This is a genomic window from Streptomyces sp. NPDC022910 (genome assembly GCF_055561075.1).
Window position 1 is genome coordinate 145,931 of sequence record NZ_JBVHHL010000004.1, and the last position, 16,442, is coordinate 162,372.

15 protein-coding genes are annotated in these 16,442 nt (G+C 70.3%); 11 read left to right on the forward strand and 4 right to left on the reverse strand.

Annotated elements, in window-relative coordinates; translation table 11 throughout:
- Positions 1-2 precede the first annotated feature (2 nt).
- Positions 3-959 (reverse strand): 5-dehydro-2-deoxygluconokinase, encoded by a 957-nt coding sequence (gene iolC / locus ACZ3TS_RS05530; protein WP_467613855.1) that lies wholly within the window; start codon positions 957-959, stop codon positions 3-5.
- A gap of 321 nt (positions 960-1,280) precedes the next feature.
- Between iolC and ACZ3TS_RS05535 the strand changes: the two genes are divergently transcribed.
- The 5 genes from ACZ3TS_RS05535 to ACZ3TS_RS05555 are packed head-to-tail and all read left to right on the forward strand — an operon-like array spanning position 1,281 to position 6,238.
- Complete coding sequence (locus tag ACZ3TS_RS05535; protein ID WP_467613857.1) at positions 1,281-2,303, forward strand: sugar ABC transporter substrate-binding protein; 1,023 nt, start codon at positions 1,281-1,283, stop codon at positions 2,301-2,303.
- The gene (locus ACZ3TS_RS05540; RefSeq protein WP_467614111.1) at positions 2,303-3,379 is read left to right on the forward strand and encodes an ABC transporter permease; all 1,077 of its coding nucleotides are present in this window, start codon (positions 2,303-2,305) and stop codon (positions 3,377-3,379) included. The genes ACZ3TS_RS05535 and ACZ3TS_RS05540 overlap by 1 nt, the downstream gene beginning before the upstream one ends.
- 7 nt (positions 3,380-3,386) lie before the next feature.
- The gene (locus ACZ3TS_RS05545) at positions 3,387-4,289 is read left to right on the forward strand and encodes an ATP-binding cassette domain-containing protein (RefSeq protein WP_467613859.1); all 903 of its coding nucleotides are present in this window, start codon (positions 3,387-3,389) and stop codon (positions 4,287-4,289) included.
- A 1-nt stretch (position 4,290) separates the two neighbouring features.
- Positions 4,291-5,193, forward strand: a complete 903-nt coding sequence (locus tag ACZ3TS_RS05550) for a sugar phosphate isomerase/epimerase family protein (RefSeq protein ID WP_467613861.1) — start codon at positions 4,291-4,293, stop codon at positions 5,191-5,193.
- A gap of 25 nt (positions 5,194-5,218) precedes the next feature.
- Entirely contained in the window at positions 5,219-6,238 is a 1,020-nt protein-coding gene (locus tag ACZ3TS_RS05555; RefSeq protein ID WP_467613863.1) for a Gfo/Idh/MocA family protein, read from the forward strand.
- A 163-nt stretch (positions 6,239-6,401) separates the two neighbouring features.
- Here the strand turns inward: ACZ3TS_RS05555 and ACZ3TS_RS05560 are convergent, their stop codons facing one another.
- Genes ACZ3TS_RS05560 through ACZ3TS_RS05570 form a run of 3 tightly spaced genes read right to left on the reverse strand, consistent with a single transcriptional unit; the run spans position 6,402 to position 9,594 of the window.
- Entirely contained in the window at positions 6,402-7,451 is a 1,050-nt protein-coding gene (locus ACZ3TS_RS05560; RefSeq protein WP_467613865.1) for a TolB-like translocation protein, read from the reverse strand.
- On the reverse strand, positions 7,448-8,719 hold the full coding sequence (locus tag ACZ3TS_RS05565) for an MFS transporter (RefSeq protein WP_467613867.1): 1,272 nt from the start codon (positions 8,717-8,719) through the stop codon (positions 7,448-7,450). The genes ACZ3TS_RS05560 and ACZ3TS_RS05565 overlap by 4 nt, the downstream gene beginning before the upstream one ends.
- Positions 8,720-8,745: 26 nt before the next feature.
- Positions 8,746-9,594, reverse strand: a complete 849-nt coding sequence (locus ACZ3TS_RS05570) for a glycosyltransferase family 2 protein (RefSeq protein ID WP_467613870.1) — start codon at positions 9,592-9,594, stop codon at positions 8,746-8,748.
- A gap of 340 nt (positions 9,595-9,934) precedes the next feature.
- On the opposite strand from ACZ3TS_RS05570, the gene ACZ3TS_RS05575 reads away from it, so the two are divergent.
- The 6 genes from ACZ3TS_RS05575 to ACZ3TS_RS05600 are packed head-to-tail and all read left to right on the forward strand — an operon-like array spanning position 9,935 to position 16,419.
- On the forward strand, positions 9,935-11,374 hold the full coding sequence (locus ACZ3TS_RS05575; RefSeq protein ID WP_467613872.1) for a sugar transferase: 1,440 nt from the start codon (positions 9,935-9,937) through the stop codon (positions 11,372-11,374).
- A gap of 23 nt (positions 11,375-11,397) precedes the next feature.
- Positions 11,398-12,453, forward strand: coding sequence for a Gfo/Idh/MocA family protein (locus ACZ3TS_RS05580; RefSeq protein ID WP_467613874.1), 1,056 nt, complete (start codon positions 11,398-11,400; stop codon positions 12,451-12,453).
- A 24-nt stretch (positions 12,454-12,477) separates the two neighbouring features.
- Entirely contained in the window at positions 12,478-13,482 is a 1,005-nt protein-coding gene (locus tag ACZ3TS_RS05585; RefSeq protein ID WP_467613876.1) for an NAD-dependent epimerase/dehydratase family protein, read from the forward strand.
- Entirely contained in the window at positions 13,479-14,618 is a 1,140-nt protein-coding gene (locus tag ACZ3TS_RS05590) for a DegT/DnrJ/EryC1/StrS family aminotransferase (protein ID WP_467613878.1), read from the forward strand. Before ACZ3TS_RS05585 ends, ACZ3TS_RS05590 begins: the two co-directional genes overlap by 4 nt.
- Entirely contained in the window at positions 14,615-15,304 is a 690-nt protein-coding gene (locus ACZ3TS_RS05595; protein ID WP_467613880.1) for an acetyltransferase, read from the forward strand. The genes ACZ3TS_RS05590 and ACZ3TS_RS05595 overlap by 4 nt, the downstream gene beginning before the upstream one ends.
- Positions 15,301-16,419, forward strand: coding sequence for a DegT/DnrJ/EryC1/StrS family aminotransferase (locus ACZ3TS_RS05600; RefSeq protein ID WP_467613882.1), 1,119 nt, complete (start codon positions 15,301-15,303; stop codon positions 16,417-16,419). Before ACZ3TS_RS05595 ends, ACZ3TS_RS05600 begins: the two co-directional genes overlap by 4 nt.
- The last annotated feature ends 23 nt before the right edge of the window (positions 16,420-16,442 follow it).

The window sequence follows — 16,442 nt, forward strand, 5'->3', positions numbered from 1 at the left end:
GGTCAGCCGCGGGCGAGGAGGCCGGCGACCTCGGACTCGGTCGGCATCGCGGAGGAGCAGGCGAGACGGGAGGCGACGAGCGCTCCGGCCGCGTTGGCGTACCGCATGGTCTTCTCCAGCGGCCAGCCGGCGAGCAGCCCGTGGCAGAGCGAGCCGCCGAAGGCGTCCCCGGCACCGAGCCCGTTGACGACCTCGACCGGCACGGGCGGCACCTCGGCGGTCGTGCCGTCCCGGTGCACGGCGAGCACGCCCTTGGGCCCCTGCTTGACGACCGCGAGTTCCACGCCCGCATCCAGCAGCGCCTGGGCGCAGGCCCACGGTTCCCGTACGCCGGTGGCGATCTCGCACTCGTCGAGGTTGCCGACGGCGACGGTCGCGTGGCGCAGCGCCTCGGCGTAGTACGGCCGCGCTGCCTCTGGGTCCGCCCAGAACATGGGGCGCCAGTCGAGGTCGAACACCGTGGTGCCGGCCTTGTCCCGCGCCTTGAGGGCGGCGAGCGTGGCCGAGCGGCTCGGCTCCTCGCTCAGACCGGTGCCGGTGATCCAGAAGATGCCGGCCGAGCGGATGGCGAAGAAGTCCAGCTCGTCGGTGTGGATCTCGAGGTCGGGCGCCTTGGGCTGCCGGTAGAAGTAGAGCGGGAAGTCGTCCGGCGGGAAGATCTCGCAGAACGTGATGGGCGTCGGGTAGGCGTCCACCGGCGTGACGAACCGGTCGTCGACGCCGAACTCCTTGAGCGCCTGGTGCAGAAAGGCGCCGAAGGGGTCGTTCCCGGTCCGGGTGATGACCGCGCCGGCGCGGCCGAGGCGCGCAGCCGCCACCGCGACGTTGGCTGCCGAGCCGCCGAGAAACTTTCCGAAGGACTCGACCTGGGGAAGCGGCATACCGGTCTGCAGGGGGTAGAGATCGACCCCGATGCGTCCCATGGTGATGAGATCGAAACGTTCGGCGGGCTCAGGCATGCGCTTCGCTCCTCGTGCGGGGGATGCGGGCGGTCGGACGCCCGGAAGGCGGGGCATCCGGGCCCGGATGCCTCACAGGTGTAGGCCGCACAGCGAGTTCCTGTCAAGACTTTGTTCTTACATTCGGACCTGCTTCTGAAATGATGTCTTAACAAAGTATTGACAGGTGGGTGCAACAGGGGTTTGTATCCCGTCCCAGCGAATCCGCCGGTTCACCGGCACAAATCCGGACACCCCGTCCGGGCCTGCGCGGGGCACCCTGCCCGGCGCTGTCCCTCCTCGTTCCCTTTCCCCCCGGTCGCACAGTGAGGTGCAGGAAAGATGGATCGCACGTTTCACCCCCGCCGCTCCCGCAGAGTCGCGCCGCTCGTCGCGATAGCCGCGGCGTCCGCGCTGCTCGTCGCCGGCTGCTCCAGCAGCTCGGGCGGAAAGAAGGCGGAGGAGAGCAGCTCCGGCGTCGCCGCGGGCAAGGCGAACACCCCCCGCATGACAGTCGCGCTGGTCACCCACCAGGCGCCCGGCGACACCTTCTGGGACATCGTCCGCAAGGGTGCCGAGGCGGCCGCGGCCAAGGACAACATCAAGCTCGTCTACTCCGCCGACCCGAACGCCGGAAACCAGGCCAACCTGGTCCAGAACGCGATCGACCAGAAGGTCGACGGCATCGCGATCACCCTCGCCAAGCCGGACGCCATGAAGGACGTCGTGGGCAAGGCCAAGTCGGCGGGGATCCCCGTGGTGGGCCTCAACTCGGGCGTGAGCGACTGGCAGAAGCTCGGCCTGATGGCGTTCTTCGGGCAGGACGAGAGCGTGGCGGGAGAGGCTCTGGGCAAGCGGCTGAACGAGGCCGGCGCCAAGAACGCCGTCTGTGTGATCCAGGAGCAGGGCAACATCGGGCTCACCCAGCGCTGCGACGGCGTGAAGAAGACGTTCAGCGGCAAGACGCAGATCCTCTATGTCAACGGCACAGACATGCCGTCGGTGAAGTCGACGATGACCGCCAAGCTCAAGCAGGACAGCTCGATCGACTACGTGGTCACGCTCGGCGCGCCGTTCGCGCTGACCGCGGTGCAGTCGCTGTCCGACGCCGGCAGCAAGGCGAAGGTCGCCACCTTCGACCTCAACAAGGACCTGACCAGCGCCATCCAGAAGGGTGACATCCAGTTCGCCGTCGACCAGCAGCCCTATCTGCAGGGCTACCTCGCGGTCGACTCGCTGTGGCTCTACAAGAACAACGGCAACTACAGCGGCGGCGGTGAGCAGCCGGTGCTGACCGGCCCGGCCTTCGTCGACAAGTCCAACGTCGACACCATCGCCACCTTCGCCGCGAAGGGCACCAGGTGATTCCCATGACCCAGCAGGCTGTGCCGGCGGTGAGCTCACCGCCGGCCTCCGGCCCCGAACAGCGCGACGGCCGGACCGTACAACGCTCCCTCGTGCTTCGGCTGCTGGCCCGGCCGGAGGTCGGCGTCTTCCTCGGCGCCGTCGCGGTGTTCGTCTTCTTCTTCGCCATGGCGCCGACGTTCCGCTCGGGCAGCGCGATGGCCACCGTCCTCTACCAGTCGTCCACCATCGGGATCATGGCGCTGCCCGTGGCGCTGCTGATGATCGGCGGCGAGTTCGACCTGTCGGCCGGTGTCGCGGTGATCACCTCGGCGCTGACCGCCAGCATGGTCAGCTTCCAGCTGACCATGAACGTATGGGTGGGCGTGATCGTCGCGCTCGTGGTCTCGCTCGCCATCGGGGCGTTCAACGGCTGGATGATGGTGCGCACCGGGCTGCCCAGCTTCCTGGTCACCCTCGGCACCTTCCTCGGCCTGCAGGGCATCAACCTCGCGGTCACCAAGCTGATCACCGGCAACGTGGCGACCGACGACATCAGCAACATGGACGGCTTCGACCAGGCCAAGGCGGTCTTCTCGTCGTCGTTCACCATAGGCGGCGTCCAGTTCAAGATCACCGTCCTGTGGTGGCTGCTCTTCGCCGCAGTGGCGACCTGGGTTCTGCTGCGCACCAAGTACGGCAACTGGATCTTCGCGGTCGGCGGCAACAAGGACAGCGCGCGGGCCGTCGGCGTGCCCGTGAAGTTCACCAAGATCTCGCTGTTCATGCTGGTCGGGTTCGGCGCCTGGTTCGTCGGCATGCACCAGCTGTTCGCCTTCAACACCGTGCAGTCCGGCGAGGGCGTCGGCCAGGAGCTGATCTACATCGCCGCCGCGGTGATCGGCGGCTGTCTGCTGACCGGCGGCTACGGCTCAGCGATCGGCCCGGTCTTCGGCGCCTTCATGTTCGGCATGGTGAGCCAGGGCATCGTCTACGCCGGCTGGAACCCCGACTGGTTCAAGGCCTTCCTCGGCGTGATGCTCCTCGGCGCCACCCTCATCAATCTGTGGGTCCAGAAGTCCGCGACCCGGAGGTGACTCACCCATGACGAACGCTGACATCGGCAAGAGCAACGGCCAGGCCGCCCCGGCGGACCAGGCCCCCGTCGTCGAACTGCGCGGCACGGGCAAGTCCTACGGCAACATCCGCGCCCTGCACGGAGTCGATCTCGCCGTCCATCCCGGCAAGGTCACCTGCGTCCTCGGCGACAACGGCGCCGGCAAGTCCACGCTGATCAAGATCATATCCGGCCTGCACCAGCACACCGAGGGCGAGTTCCTCGTCGACGGCGAATCGGTGCGCTTCTCCACCCCGCGCGAGGCCCTCGACAAGGGCATCGCCACCGTCTACCAGGACCTGGCCACCGTGCCGCTCATGCCGGTCTGGCGGAACTTCTTCCTCGGCTCCGAGATGACCAAGGGTCCCTGGCCGATCCGCCGTCTCGACATCGCCCGGATGAAGAAGACCGCGGACGAGGAACTGCGGAACATGGGCATCGTCCTGGACGACCTCGAGCAGCCCATCGGCACCCTGTCGGGCGGCCAGCGCCAGTGCGTCGCCATCGCCCGCGCCGTCTACTTCGGCGCCCGCGTCCTCATTCTGGACGAGCCCACCGCGGCACTCGGCGTCAAGCAGTCCGGAGTCGTCCTCAAGTACATCGCCGCCGCCCGCGACCGCGGCCTCGGTGTCATCTTCATCACCCACAACCCGCACCACGCCTACATGGTCGGCGACCACTTCAGCGTGCTGCGCCTGGGCACCCTGGAGCTCAGCGCGGACCGCGAGCAGGTCAGCCTCGAAGAGCTGACCAACCACATGGCCGGCGGCTCCGAACTCGCTGCTCTCAAGCACGAGTTGGCGCAGGTCCGCGGCGTCGACGTCGAGGAGCTCCCGGAAGAGAAGGACCTCCAGGCACCCGTGGCGGCAACTCCCGAAGGGACTTCCTGACATGACCACTGCACTGGACCGCATCCGGATCGGATCGGCGCCGGACTCCTGGGGCGTATGGTTCCCGGACGACCCGCAGCAGGTGCCCTGGGAACGCTTCCTGGACGAGGTCGCCGAGGCCGGCTACTCGTGGATCGAGCTCGGTCCCTACGGCTACCTGCCGACGGATCCGGCGCGGCTCAACGACGAGGTGAACAAGCGGAACCTGACGGTGTCGGCGGGCACGGTCTTCACCTCGATGCACCGGGGACCGGCCGTGTGGGAGTCCACCTGGGAGCACGTCAGCCAGGTCGCCGCGCTCACCCGGGCGACGGGTGCGAAGCACCTCGTGGTCATCCCGTCCTTCTGGCGGGACGACAAGACGGCCGAGATCCTCGAGCCCTCGGAGCTCACCGCCGAGCAGTGGGCCCACCTCACCAAGGGTATGGAGCGGCTCGGTCACGAGGTCAAGGAGACCTACGGCCTCGACATCGTGGTCCACCCCCACGCGGACACGCACATCGACACCGAGGACCACGTCGAGCGCTTCCTCGACTCGACGGACTCCGACCTCGTCAACCTCTGCCTGGACACGGGTCACTACGCCTACTGCGGCGGCGACAGCGTCAAGCTCATCGAGACCTACGGCGAACGCATCGGCTACCTGCACCTCAAGCAGGTCGACCCGGAGATCCTCGCCGACGTCGTCAAGAACGGCGTCCCCTTCGGGCCCGCCGTGCAGCGCGGCGTGATGTGCGAGCCCCCGGCGGGCGTGCCCGCGCTGGAGCCGGTCCTCACCGCCGCCCAGGGCCTCGGCGTCGACCTGTTCGCCATCGTCGAGCAGGACATGTACCCCTGCGAGCCGGACAAGCCGCTGCCCATCGCCGTACGCACCCGCAAGTTCCTCCGCTCCTGCGGCGCCTGACCACCCGAAGGGACGACCAACCACCATGACTCAGCGGGGAACGCTCGCAGTCGCCGTCATAGGGACGGGACGCATGGGCGCCGACCATGTGCGCCGCATCAGCGAGGTGACCAGCGGTGCGCGGGTGACCGCCGTCGTGGACGTCGACGCGGAACGGGCCAAGAGCGTCGCCGCCGGCGTCGAGGGCTGCACCGCCTACACGGAACCGGCCGCCGCGATGGCCGCCGCCGACGTGGACGCCGTACTGATCGCCTCTCCCGGCCCCGCGCACGAGGCCGCACTGCTCGCGGCCTTCGAGCACGACCTGCCGGTGCTGTGCGAGAAGCCGCTCACCCCCGACGCCGCCTCCGCGCTCAGGATCCTCGAGGCCGAGCAGCGGCTGGGGCACCGGCGCGTCCAGGTCGGTTTCATGCGCCGCTACGACGCCGAGTACATCAAGCTCAAGGCGCTGCTGGACAGCGGCCGGCTGGGCCGCACGCTGATGCTGCACAACCGGCATCGCAACGCGGCCAGCCCGCCCGGGTTCACCGACGCCATGCTCATCAACGACTCGGTCGTACACGAGATGGACGTGACGCGCTGGCTGCTCGGCCAGGAGATCACGGCGGTGACGGTGCTGCGCCCGACACCGTCGGACAACGCCCCGGCCGGCCTTTCGGACCCGCAGTTCGTCGTCTTCGAGACCGACGGCGGCGCGCTCGTCGACGTCGAGATCTTCGTCAACTGCGGCTTCGGGTACCAGGTGCAGGCCGAGGCGGTGTGCGAGCGGGGCACCGCCCGGATCGGTGACGGGCATGCCATGGTCACCCATGCGGCGGGCCGTTGGGGCGGCACCATCGCCCAGGACTTCGTGGAGCGCTTCGCGGAGGCCTACGACCGGGAGGTGCAGGCCTGGGTCGACGCCACCCGGCGCGGCGAGGTCGCCGGGCCGAGCGTCTGGGACGGCTATGCGGCGGCGGCGGTCTGCGAGGCGGGGGTCCGCGCCCAGGTGGAGGGCCGCCGCGTCGAGGTCGACCTGACCGAGCGGCCCCCGCTCTACCGCTGACTTCCTGCCGAATCTGTCTGCGGCATCGGCACGCGGCCCTTCGAGTGGCCGCGCGCCGATGCGCGTGGTCGGCGTGGGCTCGCGACGAGCCCGCCCACTGTCCGTCCGGGGAAGCGCGCTCTGCTGCCCTACGCGTCCCGCTGAGCGGTGAGCCGATCCCGGTCTACAGCGGTGCCGGGGAGGAAGCACCCGCGACCAGCAGGCGGGGGGAGCCTGTGCCGTCCGCGGGCACGCTCCACAGGTCGCTGCTGCCGACCTTGCCATCGGTGGGGAGGGCATAGGCGACGGTGTTGTTGTCGAGCCAGATGGCCTGGTCGTCGACACTGTGGCGTTCGGCGAGCGCCGTTTCGTGAAGGGTGTTCAGGTCGAGGACGTACTCGTGCCAGAGGGCAGTACCGGACAGGACCCGCTTCTTGAAGACGACGCGGGTCCCGTCGGGGGAGAGCGAGGGACACTCCACGTTCTGGGTCAGGGTGGTGACCGTACGCCGGGAGAGGGAACCCCGTACCAGGTAGGTGCGGCCCGCGGTGTTGAGGGTGGCGTAGAAAGTGTCGTCGTCGGAGGCGAAGGTGACGCCCCAGAAGTTGATGTCGGAAGCGTGGTAGGGCTTGCCGTCCAGGCGGACGGAGAACGTCTCCAGGCTGGGAGTGAGCCGCATGGTGCGGGTGTCCAGGATCGAGGTCCGGGTGGAGAAGAAGGCGGACGAGTAGGACTCGCCGGAGACGAAGACGGTCCAGGCGACGAACCGGCCGCTGGGCGAGACCCGGGCCCGGCTGGGGGTGCCCGCGAGCGGGAAGGTGCGCAGGGTGCGCAGGTCGGCGTCCAGGAGCAGGACACGGTTGCTCTGCTTGAGGACGCCGGGGACGGACTGGAGGCAGATGCCCGTGCCTGCCGCCGCGTAGAAGCGCGCGCACTTCAGGCTTGAGGCGATCCGCCTGCCCCTGGGATCGGTGGACGGGACCGAGGTGACCGCGGTGCGGTGGGGGCCGGCGGCCGCGTTGAGGAATGTCAGGCGGCCTTTCCGGTCGAGTGTCAACTTGCCCCCGCTGACAGCGGGGCCGCCCGACTGCGGCTGGTTCGCCTGATCCGCGCGGGAGGCGGCGTGCAGGACCATGCCGGTCCCGAGGCCCGCGAGGAGCAGCACCGCCGTGACGAGTATGAGCAGGCGGCGGCGCAGCGGTGTCATCTGGATCCTTGTGGCTGTGGTGGTCATCGGGTCCCGCCGGCCGGTCGCAGCACCATGCCCGCGACGGCCGCGCAGCACAGCAGGCCGACCGCTGAGCCGGCCAGAGCCGGGCCGTCTCCCCACACCGTCCAGGCGGCGCCGAACGCCAGCGAGCAGCAGAACCGGGCCAGCGCCTGGCCGGTGCCGACGATGGCGAGGCCGCTGGCGCGCAGCTGCTCGGGCACGATGCCGGCGACGGTGGCCGGGAGCACTCCGTCGGTGGCCGCGTAGAACGTGCCGTGCAGAGCGAGTACGAGACAGGGAAGGACCGGCGTGGCCGGGGCCCACAGCAGGAGGGCGTAGGCGGTGAGCAGACCCACATGCCCGGTGAGGAACACGGTGCGCCGCCCGACCCGGTCGGCCAGCGCGCCGACGGGCACGGCCAGCAGCAGGAACACGACGGCGGTGCCCAGCGGCAGCAGCGGGAACCACTGCTCGCCGATGCCCGCACGCCGTTGCAGGAGCAGGTAGACGAAGGCGTCGCTCACGGTGGTCAGGCCGAGCAGCGCGGCACAGCCGGCGAGCGCCCGCAGACGTGGCAGGCGCAGCAGTGCCAGCGCTTCGCGTACGCGGACGGGCCGCTTGCCGTCCGCCACACCTGCGTCGACCGTCTGCGCACCTTGCTGCCTGGTGGGTACGAACAGCACCAGCACGAGCACGCCGAGCGCGGCGACGCACGCGCTCACGCCGAACACGGCGTCGTAGCCGTCGGCCGCCGCGCGCAGGATGAAGAAGGCCGCCAGCGGGCCGAGCATCGCGCCGGTGGTGTCCATCGCCCGGTGCACGCCGAAGGCCCGGCCCTGGTTCGCGGGCGGCGTGGACAGGGAGATCATCGCGTCGCGCGGGGCGGTGCGCAGGCCCTTGCCCGTCCGTTCCAGGGCGAGGACCGTGCCGAGCGTGCCGAGGCTGCCGGCGAGCAGGAGCAGCGGCTTGCACAGCGCGGACAGACCGTAGCCGAGCCCGGCCATCAGCTTGTGGTTGCGCACTCGGTCGGCGAGGTGGCCGCCGGTGAGCTGGACCAGCGCGCTGACGCCGTTGTAGACGCCGTCGAGGGTGCCGAATCCCAGCGGGCTGAAGCCGAGTTGGGTGACGAGGTAGAGCGGCAGGACGGCGGTGACCATCTCCGAGGAGATGTCGGTGATCAGGCTGACGGTGCCCAGCACGAGCACGACCGGGGCGACCTTGGACCCCGGGCCGCGTCTTCGGCCCTGTTCGGTGTCCGCCCCTGGAGGCGTGGAGCGGTCGGTGAGATACATGATCAAGGACTCCAGGTGCGGTGCGATCAGTTCTGCCGACTGCTCTCGTCCCGTAGCCAGGTGCCGAAGTCCTGTGCCCGGATGGACTTTCTGGCCCCCCGCCGGGCGACAAGCGCCGCCGCGACGAAGACTACGACCCCCGTGAACAGCTTCGGCTCCCTGTGGAGCAGGGCCTTGAGATCTGCCTTGCTCGTGCGCGCCGAAGCTTCTTCCGGTTTCTGATGCTGTTCGACCTGGGCGGTGGACACCGCGGCCCGGATCCGCCGCTTGACCAAGTCCCGCCATGTGCGCGGCGGGTGGACCACGACACTGGCCGCGCCGACCACGAGCCGCTCCTTCGGGGCGAACGCCAGGGACGCTGCCAGGTCGTCCGCCATCAGCGGCGGCAGTGCGGCGATCCGTGCGTGCCCGGCCTTGGAGACCGCGATGACGCCTCGGCCGAACAATCCCTCCCGTACGGCGGGGAGTTGCTGCCACACCTGGTAGTAGGCGCGTACCCGCCATGCGCAGGCGGTCAGCGGGATCTGCCGTTCGGGGGCGGTGGCGAGGATGCCCGAGGCTTCGTCGTTCAGGGGCTCGGTCAGCGCCCGTACGTCAGCGCCCGCGATCACGACGTCGGCGTCCACGTAGAGGCGGGGGAAGCCGCGCGCGTGCTCGTCGCCCGTCCGCAGGGCGGCGTGCTTGGAAGGGGTGGGGATCTCGACCACCCGGACGCGCGGGCCGCGAGCGGCCGCGATGTGCGCGGTGTCATCCGTACAGCCGTTGCACACGACCACGATGTCGGTCTCGTCCTCCGAGGAGTCGGCCAGCAGTGAATCGAGGAGCCGGCCGATGACTCGCGCCTCATTGTGGGCCGGGATCACGATGCTCGTCACCTGGGCAGTATGCCGTCGGTGTCGCCATAGCGGTGTGTGTTTCGTCCAACTGTTCCCGTGACTGCGTCCAGTGGTCTAGATTGATGGCCGCCGGACCGGTTTGGGAGGGGAACTTGCTCTTGATGGCATGTCACGGAACGGCGTTGTGAACAGGATTCGAAACAGGTAGTAACCAACATGCGGGGAGCATGAGGCGGTTGGGGAACCGCTGAAGCTCTCTCGTTTTCCAGCGCCGCTGTGTGGACGACACATCGGTGCTGATCCACCCCGGGCTACGGACTTGCAACCGTATGCCCGGTTTCGTTCGGTCAGGGGTAACCGCGCATGTGGTGGGGGGGGCATGACCATTGAGGTCACGCATGAGCTACTGGTTGGGGAGCAGAGAACTCCAGAAGCTCACCGAAGACGCTGGGAACGGAAGTACCGAATAGTCCTGCTGGTCGCGGACGGCTTCGCAGCCGCTGCCGCGGCTTTCTTGATCCACGCGGCGTACGGCCGTTGGGCGGTGGCCCTGATACTGCCCCCGACGTGGATCGCGGCCATGCTCGCCCACCGCTCCTACGACCGCAGTGCCCTGGGCCTGGGGACCGAGGAGTACCTGCGGGTGCTGCGCGGCGCCGTCGCACTGCCGGCGCTGGCCGCGGGCGCGTACTGGCTGTTCGCGCACGACTTGGGGCTGCTCCATGACATGACCGTGGCCGCGGTTCCGGCCGCCGCGATCGCCCTGCCGGTCCGCTACGCGCTCCGCCGCCGGCTGCACAGACGATGGGCGCGGGGCCGGGACCGGAGCGCCACGCTCCTGGTCGGGCCGTCGCGCGGCATCGTGGAGCTGGTCGCCGTGCTGCGGCGCGGCGGCGTACAGGAACTGCAGGTCGCCGGGGTGTGCCTGAGCGATCCGGAAAACGCGGCGGAGATCCGCAAGTCGGGGCTCCCCGTCCTCGGCGACGTCGGAAACATGAATGACGTCATCCGGGCCATGGGCATCAGCACCGTGGTGGCGCTGCCGGCGCCCGAGTTCGACGCCTCCGTCGTGCGCCGGATGTCCTGGACGGCGGCCGTGCAGGGCGTCGACTTCCTGCTGGCCCCCGTGCTGGCCGACGTGTCCGCCCCTCGGCTGGCGGTACGGCCCACCAACGGGGTGCCGCTGGTGCGGGTACAGGCGCCGAACCTCTCCCGGATCTCCCGGCTGCCCAAGGAACTGCTGGACCGGGCGCTCGCGGGGGCGCTCCTGGTGGTCCTCGCGCTGCCCATGCTGCTGATCGCCCTGATCGTCCGGCTGGACAGCTCCGGGCCGGCGCTGTTCAGGCAGCGGCGGGTGGGCCGGTACGGCGACCACTTCACCATGCTGAAGTTCCGCACGATGCGGCAGGACTCGGAGGCTCTCCGGGCGGAACTGGCGCACCTCAACGAGAACAGCGACGGCCTGCTGTTCAAGGTGAAACAAGACCCGCGGATCACCCGGGTCGGCTCGGTGCTGCGCCGCTGCTCACTCGACGAACTGCCCCAGCTGTTCAACGTGGTCAGCGGCCACATGTCGCTCGTCGGCCCCCGCCCGTCGCTGCCCGAGGAGGTGGAGGAGTACCCGCCCGAGGTCAAGCGGCGGTTGCTGGTGAAGCCCGGCCTCACCGGGCTCTGGCAGGTGAGCGGCCGCTCGGACCTGCCCTGGGACGAGGCGGTCCGGCTCGATCTCGGATACGTGGACAACTGGTCGATGAGCCTGGACCTGTTGATCCTGATGCGCACCGGGTCTGCAGTGGTGCGAGGAACGGGGGCCTACTGATGGACCAAGGGGAGAGGAACACAGTGACGCAGACCACGGAGCCGTTGGGGGTCGCGGTCGTCGGGGCCGGCTACTGGGGCCCCAACCTCGTACGCAACTTCCAGGCCAGCCCGCAGTTCCGGCTGCGCTGGCTGTGCGACCTCGACGTGGACCGGGCCCAGCGGGTCCTCGGCGGCTACTCGACGGTCCAGGCCACCTCGGACTACGCGGCCGTCCTCGCCGACCCTTCCGTGGCCGCCGTCGCCGTGGCCACGCCCGCCGGAACCCACCTCGACATCGCCCTGGCCGCCTTGAGCGCCGGCAAGCACGTCCTCGTGGAGAAGCCGCTCGCGGCGACGTACGCCGACGGGATGCGCCTGGTGGCCGAGGCGGAAGCGCGTGGGCTCACCCTGATGTGCGATCACACCTACTGTTACACGCCTGCCGTGGCCCGCATCCGGGAGCTGGTCCGCTCCGGCGAACTCGGCGAGATCCACTTCGTCGACTCGGTGCGGATCAACCTCGGGCTCGTCCAGAAGGACATCGACGTCATGTGGGACCTGGCCCCGCACGACCTGTCGATCCTGGACTTCATCCTCCCCGACAACGTCGAGCCGGTCGCCGTCGCCGCCCACGGGGCCGACCCGATCGGCGCGGGACAGGCCTGTGTGGCCTATCTGACGCTCCAGCTCAACACGGGGGCCATCGCCCACGTGCACGTCAACTGGCTGTCGCCGACCAAGGTGCGGACCACCATGGTGGGCGGCGCCAAACGCACCCTGATCTGGGACGACCTCAACCCCGTCCAGCGCGTGGCGATCTACGACCGGGGGGTGGACCTGGCAGCGCCGCAGGAGATCGGCGCGGACGAGCGCAGGGAGATGCTCATCTCGTACCGCTCCGGGGACATGGTCGCGCCCGCGATCGGCGAGAAGGAAGCGCTGCGCAGCATGGTCGACGAGTTCGCCGACGCGATCAGGAAGCGCCGGGCGCCGCTGACCGACGGCCGGGCGGGACTGCGAGTGCTGGACATTCTCGAGGCGGCGTCCCGGAGTCTGGAATTCCGGGGCGCGGTCGTCGGCCTCCGTGCCGGGCGTTGACGGTTCCATTTCACTGAGAGGGAAGTGCAGTTGAGCAGCGTACGAGGCAAGAAGATCCTGGTCACCGGAGGAGCGGGCACCATCGGCTCCAATCTTGTCGACCTCCTGGCCGAGGGCGGCGCCCGCGAGATCGTCGTGCTCGACAACTTCGTGCGCGGGCGGATGGCCAACCTCGCCCAGGCCCTCCCCAGCGGCGTCGTGGAGGTCGTCGAGGGCGACATCCGGGACGCCGCCACCGTACGGAAGGTCACCGAGGGCGCCGATCTGGTGTTCCACCTCGCCGCGATACGCATCACCCAGTGCGCGGAGGAACCCCGGCTGGCCAACGAGGTCATGGTCGACGGCACCTTCAACGTCCTGGAGGCGGCGACCGAGGCCGGGGTGGCCAAGGTGATCGCCTCGTCCTCGGCGTCCGTCTACGGCATGGCCGAGACCTTTCCGACGACCGAGCGCCATCACGCGTACAACAACGACACGTTCTACGGCGCGGCGAAGGCGTTCAACGAGGGCATGCTGCGCAGCTTCCACACCATGTACGGACTGGACTATGTGGCGTTGCGGTACTTCAACGTCTACGGCCCCCGGATGGACATCCACGGCCTCTACACCGAGGTGCTCATCCGCTGGATGGAGCGCATCGAGGCGGGGGAGCCGCCGCTGATCCTCGGCGACGGCACGCAGACCATGGACTTCGTCGACGTCAGGGACATCGCCAGGGCCAATGTGCTGGCCGCCGAGTCGGATCTCACCGACGAGGTGTTCAACGTCGCCAGCGGTAGGGAGACTTCGCTGCGCGAGCTGGCCACGGGGCTGCTGGAGGCGATGGGGGCGTCGGACCTGGAACCGGTGCACGGGCCCGCCCGCGCGGTGAACGGGGTGACCCGGCGGCTCGCGGACACCACCCAGGCCGCCCGGCGGCTCGGCTTCACGGCGCGCATCGACCTGCGCACGGGGCTGCGGGACCTGGTGGAGTGGTGGCGTGCGGAGCGCGCCGCCGACGCGGCCGCCGCAGAGGAGGCCTCGCGATGAGCGCCGACCGCATCCCGGTGATGATCCCCTGGCTCGGCGAGGAGGAGGCCAAGGCCGCCTCCGACGCGGTGCTGTCCGGGTGGGTGGCCCAGGGGCCCCGGGTCGCCGCGTTCGAGCGGGCCTTCGCGGAACGGGTGGGCGCCGAGCACGCCATCGCGGTCAGCTCGTGCACCACCGCCCTGCACCTGGGGCTCGTCGCGCTCGGGCTGGGGCCGGGCGACGAGGTCGTGGTGCCCTCGCTGTCGTTCATCGCCACCGCCAACGCCGTGCGCTACGTCGGGGCCGAGCCCGTGTTCGCGGACGTCGACCCCGCCACCGGCAACCTGACCACGGACACCGTGGACGCGGTCCGGACCCCCCGTACCAAGGCCGTCCTCGTCGTCCACCAGGGCGGCGTACCGGCCGAAGTGCCCACCCTGCGCGCCGCCTGCGCCGACTGGGACCTTCCCCTGGTCGAGGACGCGGCCTGCGCCATCGGCTCGACCGTCGGCGGCAAGCCCGTGGGGCACGGTGCGCTGATCGCCGCCTGGTCCTTCCATCCCCGCAAGGTCGTCACCACGGGCGAGGGCGGCATGGTCACCACCGACGACGCCCGGTGGGCGGCACGCCTGCGCCGGCTGCGCGAGCACGGGATGAACGCCTCGGCGGCGGAGCGCCATGCGAGCGACAAGCCGGTCCTGGAGAGCTATCTCGAGGTCGGCTACAACTACCGGATGACGGACGTCCAGGCCGCGATCGGCCTCGTCCAGCTCGGCAAACTCGACGCGATGATCGTCCGCCGCCGCGAGCTGGCGGCCCGTTACGACGCGCTGCTGCAGGGCGTCCCCGGCCTCACCCCCGTACGCGATCCCGCGCACGGGCAGAGCAACTTCCAGTCCTACTGGGTGATCCTGGACGAGGACTTCCCCGTAGGCCGGGACGACCTGCTCGCCGCGCTCGCCGTGGCCGGCATCTCGGCCCGGCGCGGGATCATGGCCGCGCACCTCGAACCCGCCTACGAGGATCACCCCAGCGCGCCGCTGCCGGTCACCGAGCGGATCAGCCGCGACTCGCTGATCCTGCCGCTGTTCCACACGATGACCGGGGCCCAGCAGGACCGGGTGGTGGCGGTGCTGCGCGAACAGGCCGCGCGATGACCGAGCTGCTGATCATCGGCGCGGGCGGCTTCGCCCGGGAGACCGCACAGGCCGTACGGGACGCGGGCGACGTCAAGCTGCTCGGGCACCTCGACGACAACGCCGCCCTGCACGGCACCGAGGTCGACGGCGTGACCGTCCTCGGCGGTTGCGACCTGGTCCACGGCCTGCCCGAGGCTCGGGTGGTGATCTGCGTGGGCAACCCCGGGGACTACGCGGCCCGCGCCCGTCTGGTCCGCAGGCTCGGCCTGCCCGCGGACCGTTACGCCAGCGTGATCCACCCGACGGCGGTGGTGTCGGCGACCTCGGAGGTCGGCCGCGGCTCGGTCCTGCTCGCGCACTGCGTACTGACCGCCGCCGTGCGGGTGGGCGCGCATGTCGCGGTGATGCCGCACGTCGTGCTCACCCACGACGACGTGGTCGAGGACTACGTCACGATCGCGTCCGGGGTCCGTCTGGGCGGGGGAGCGCGGCTGGCCAGGGGCGCCTACGTGGGCTCCGGGGCCCTGGTCAGGGAGGGCACGACGGTCGGCGCGTGGTCGCTGATCGGGATGGGGAGCACGGTGCTCGGCGATGTGCCGCCGGGCGAGGTCTGGGCCGGGAACCCGGCCGGGCGACTGCGTGAGGCGGCCGCCCCGGCGCTGGACGAACTTGTGACAGGAACTATGGGGGGAACGGTCAGATGAGCCAGATTCCGCTTGTGGACCTCACGGCGGCCCACCAGGAGGTCGCCGAAGAGGTGCGGGCCGGATTCGACCGGGTCCTCGGCGCCACCGCGTTCATCGGCGGCGACGAGGTCCGCCGGTTCGAGCGCGAGTACGCGGACTTCGGCGGCGTCGCGCACTGCGTGGGTGTCGCCAACGGCACCGACGCCGTCGAGCTCGCCCTGCGCGCCAGCGGGGTCGCGGCCGGCGACGAGGTCGTGATACCCGCCAACACCTTCATCGCCACCGCGGGCGCGGTGGCCAGGACCGGCGCGCGGCCGGTCCTGGCGGACTGCCTGCCCGACAGCTATCTGCTCGACCCTCAGGCCGCGCTGGACGCGGTCGGCCCGGCCACCCGCGCGGTGGTGCCGGTGCACCTGTACGGCCAGTTGGCCGACGTGACGGAGCTGGCGGGCCAACTGCCCGACCGTGTACGGGTCGTCGAGGACGCCGCGCAGTGCCAGGGCGCGACCCGCGACGGCCGGTCGCCGGGCAGTGGCGGGATCGCGGCCACCAGCTTCTACCCGGGGAAGAACCTGGGTGCCTACGGCGACGCGGGCGCGGTGCTGACCGACGACGAGGAGCTGGCCGGCCTGGTGCGCGCGATCGCGAACCACGGCGGCGTCGCCAAGTACCGCCACGACGTGCCCGGGTTCAACAGCCGTCTGGACGGGCTGCAGGCCGTCGTCCTGCGGGCGAAGCTGGCGCGGCTTGCGGACGGCAACGCGGCCCGGCGGGCGGCCGCGGCCCGCTACGACGCGCTGCTCGCCGACCTGGCGGCCACCGGGCGGGTCGTGCTCCCGACGACGGCAGCGGGCAACGTCCACGTGTGGCACCTGTACGTCGTCCAGGTCGCCGGGGCGGACCGCGACGACGTCGTGGGCAAGCTCAACGCGGAGGGCATCGGCGCGGGGGTGCACTATCCCGCCCCTGTCCACCTCACGGCGGCGTACCGCCATCTCGGCTACGCCCGGGGCGACTTCCCGAACGCCGAGAAGGCGGCGGACCGGATCCTGTCGCTTCCGCTCTACCCGCAGATCACCCCCGCCCAGCAGCAGCGGGTCGTGGACGCGCTCGCCGACGCGCTCCGAGGCTGATCGGTCCCTGCTTCAGCCCCACT

Coding starts and splice junctions, on each gene's coding strand:
- iolC (WP_467613855.1), bottom strand. CDS start 959: ATGCCTGAGCCCGCCGAACGTTTCGATCTCATCACCATGGGACGCATC.
- ACZ3TS_RS05535 (WP_467613857.1), top strand. CDS start 1,281: ATGGATCGCACGTTTCACCCCCGCCGCTCCCGCAGAGTCGCGCCGCTC.
- ACZ3TS_RS05545 (WP_467613859.1), top strand. CDS start 3,387: ATGACGAACGCTGACATCGGCAAGAGCAACGGCCAGGCCGCCCCGGCG.
- ACZ3TS_RS05550 (WP_467613861.1), top strand. CDS start 4,291: ATGACCACTGCACTGGACCGCATCCGGATCGGATCGGCGCCGGACTCC.
- ACZ3TS_RS05555 (WP_467613863.1), top strand. CDS start 5,219: ATGACTCAGCGGGGAACGCTCGCAGTCGCCGTCATAGGGACGGGACGC.
- ACZ3TS_RS05560 (WP_467613865.1), bottom strand. CDS start 7,451: ATGACCACCACAGCCACAAGGATCCAGATGACACCGCTGCGCCGCCGC.
- ACZ3TS_RS05565 (WP_467613867.1), bottom strand. CDS start 8,719: ATGTATCTCACCGACCGCTCCACGCCTCCAGGGGCGGACACCGAACAG.
- ACZ3TS_RS05575 (WP_467613872.1), top strand. CDS start 9,935: ATGACCATTGAGGTCACGCATGAGCTACTGGTTGGGGAGCAGAGAACT.
- ACZ3TS_RS05590 (WP_467613878.1), top strand. CDS start 13,479: ATGAGCGCCGACCGCATCCCGGTGATGATCCCCTGGCTCGGCGAGGAG.
- ACZ3TS_RS05595 (WP_467613880.1), top strand. CDS start 14,615: ATGACCGAGCTGCTGATCATCGGCGCGGGCGGCTTCGCCCGGGAGACC.
- ACZ3TS_RS05600 (WP_467613882.1), top strand. CDS start 15,301: ATGAGCCAGATTCCGCTTGTGGACCTCACGGCGGCCCACCAGGAGGTC.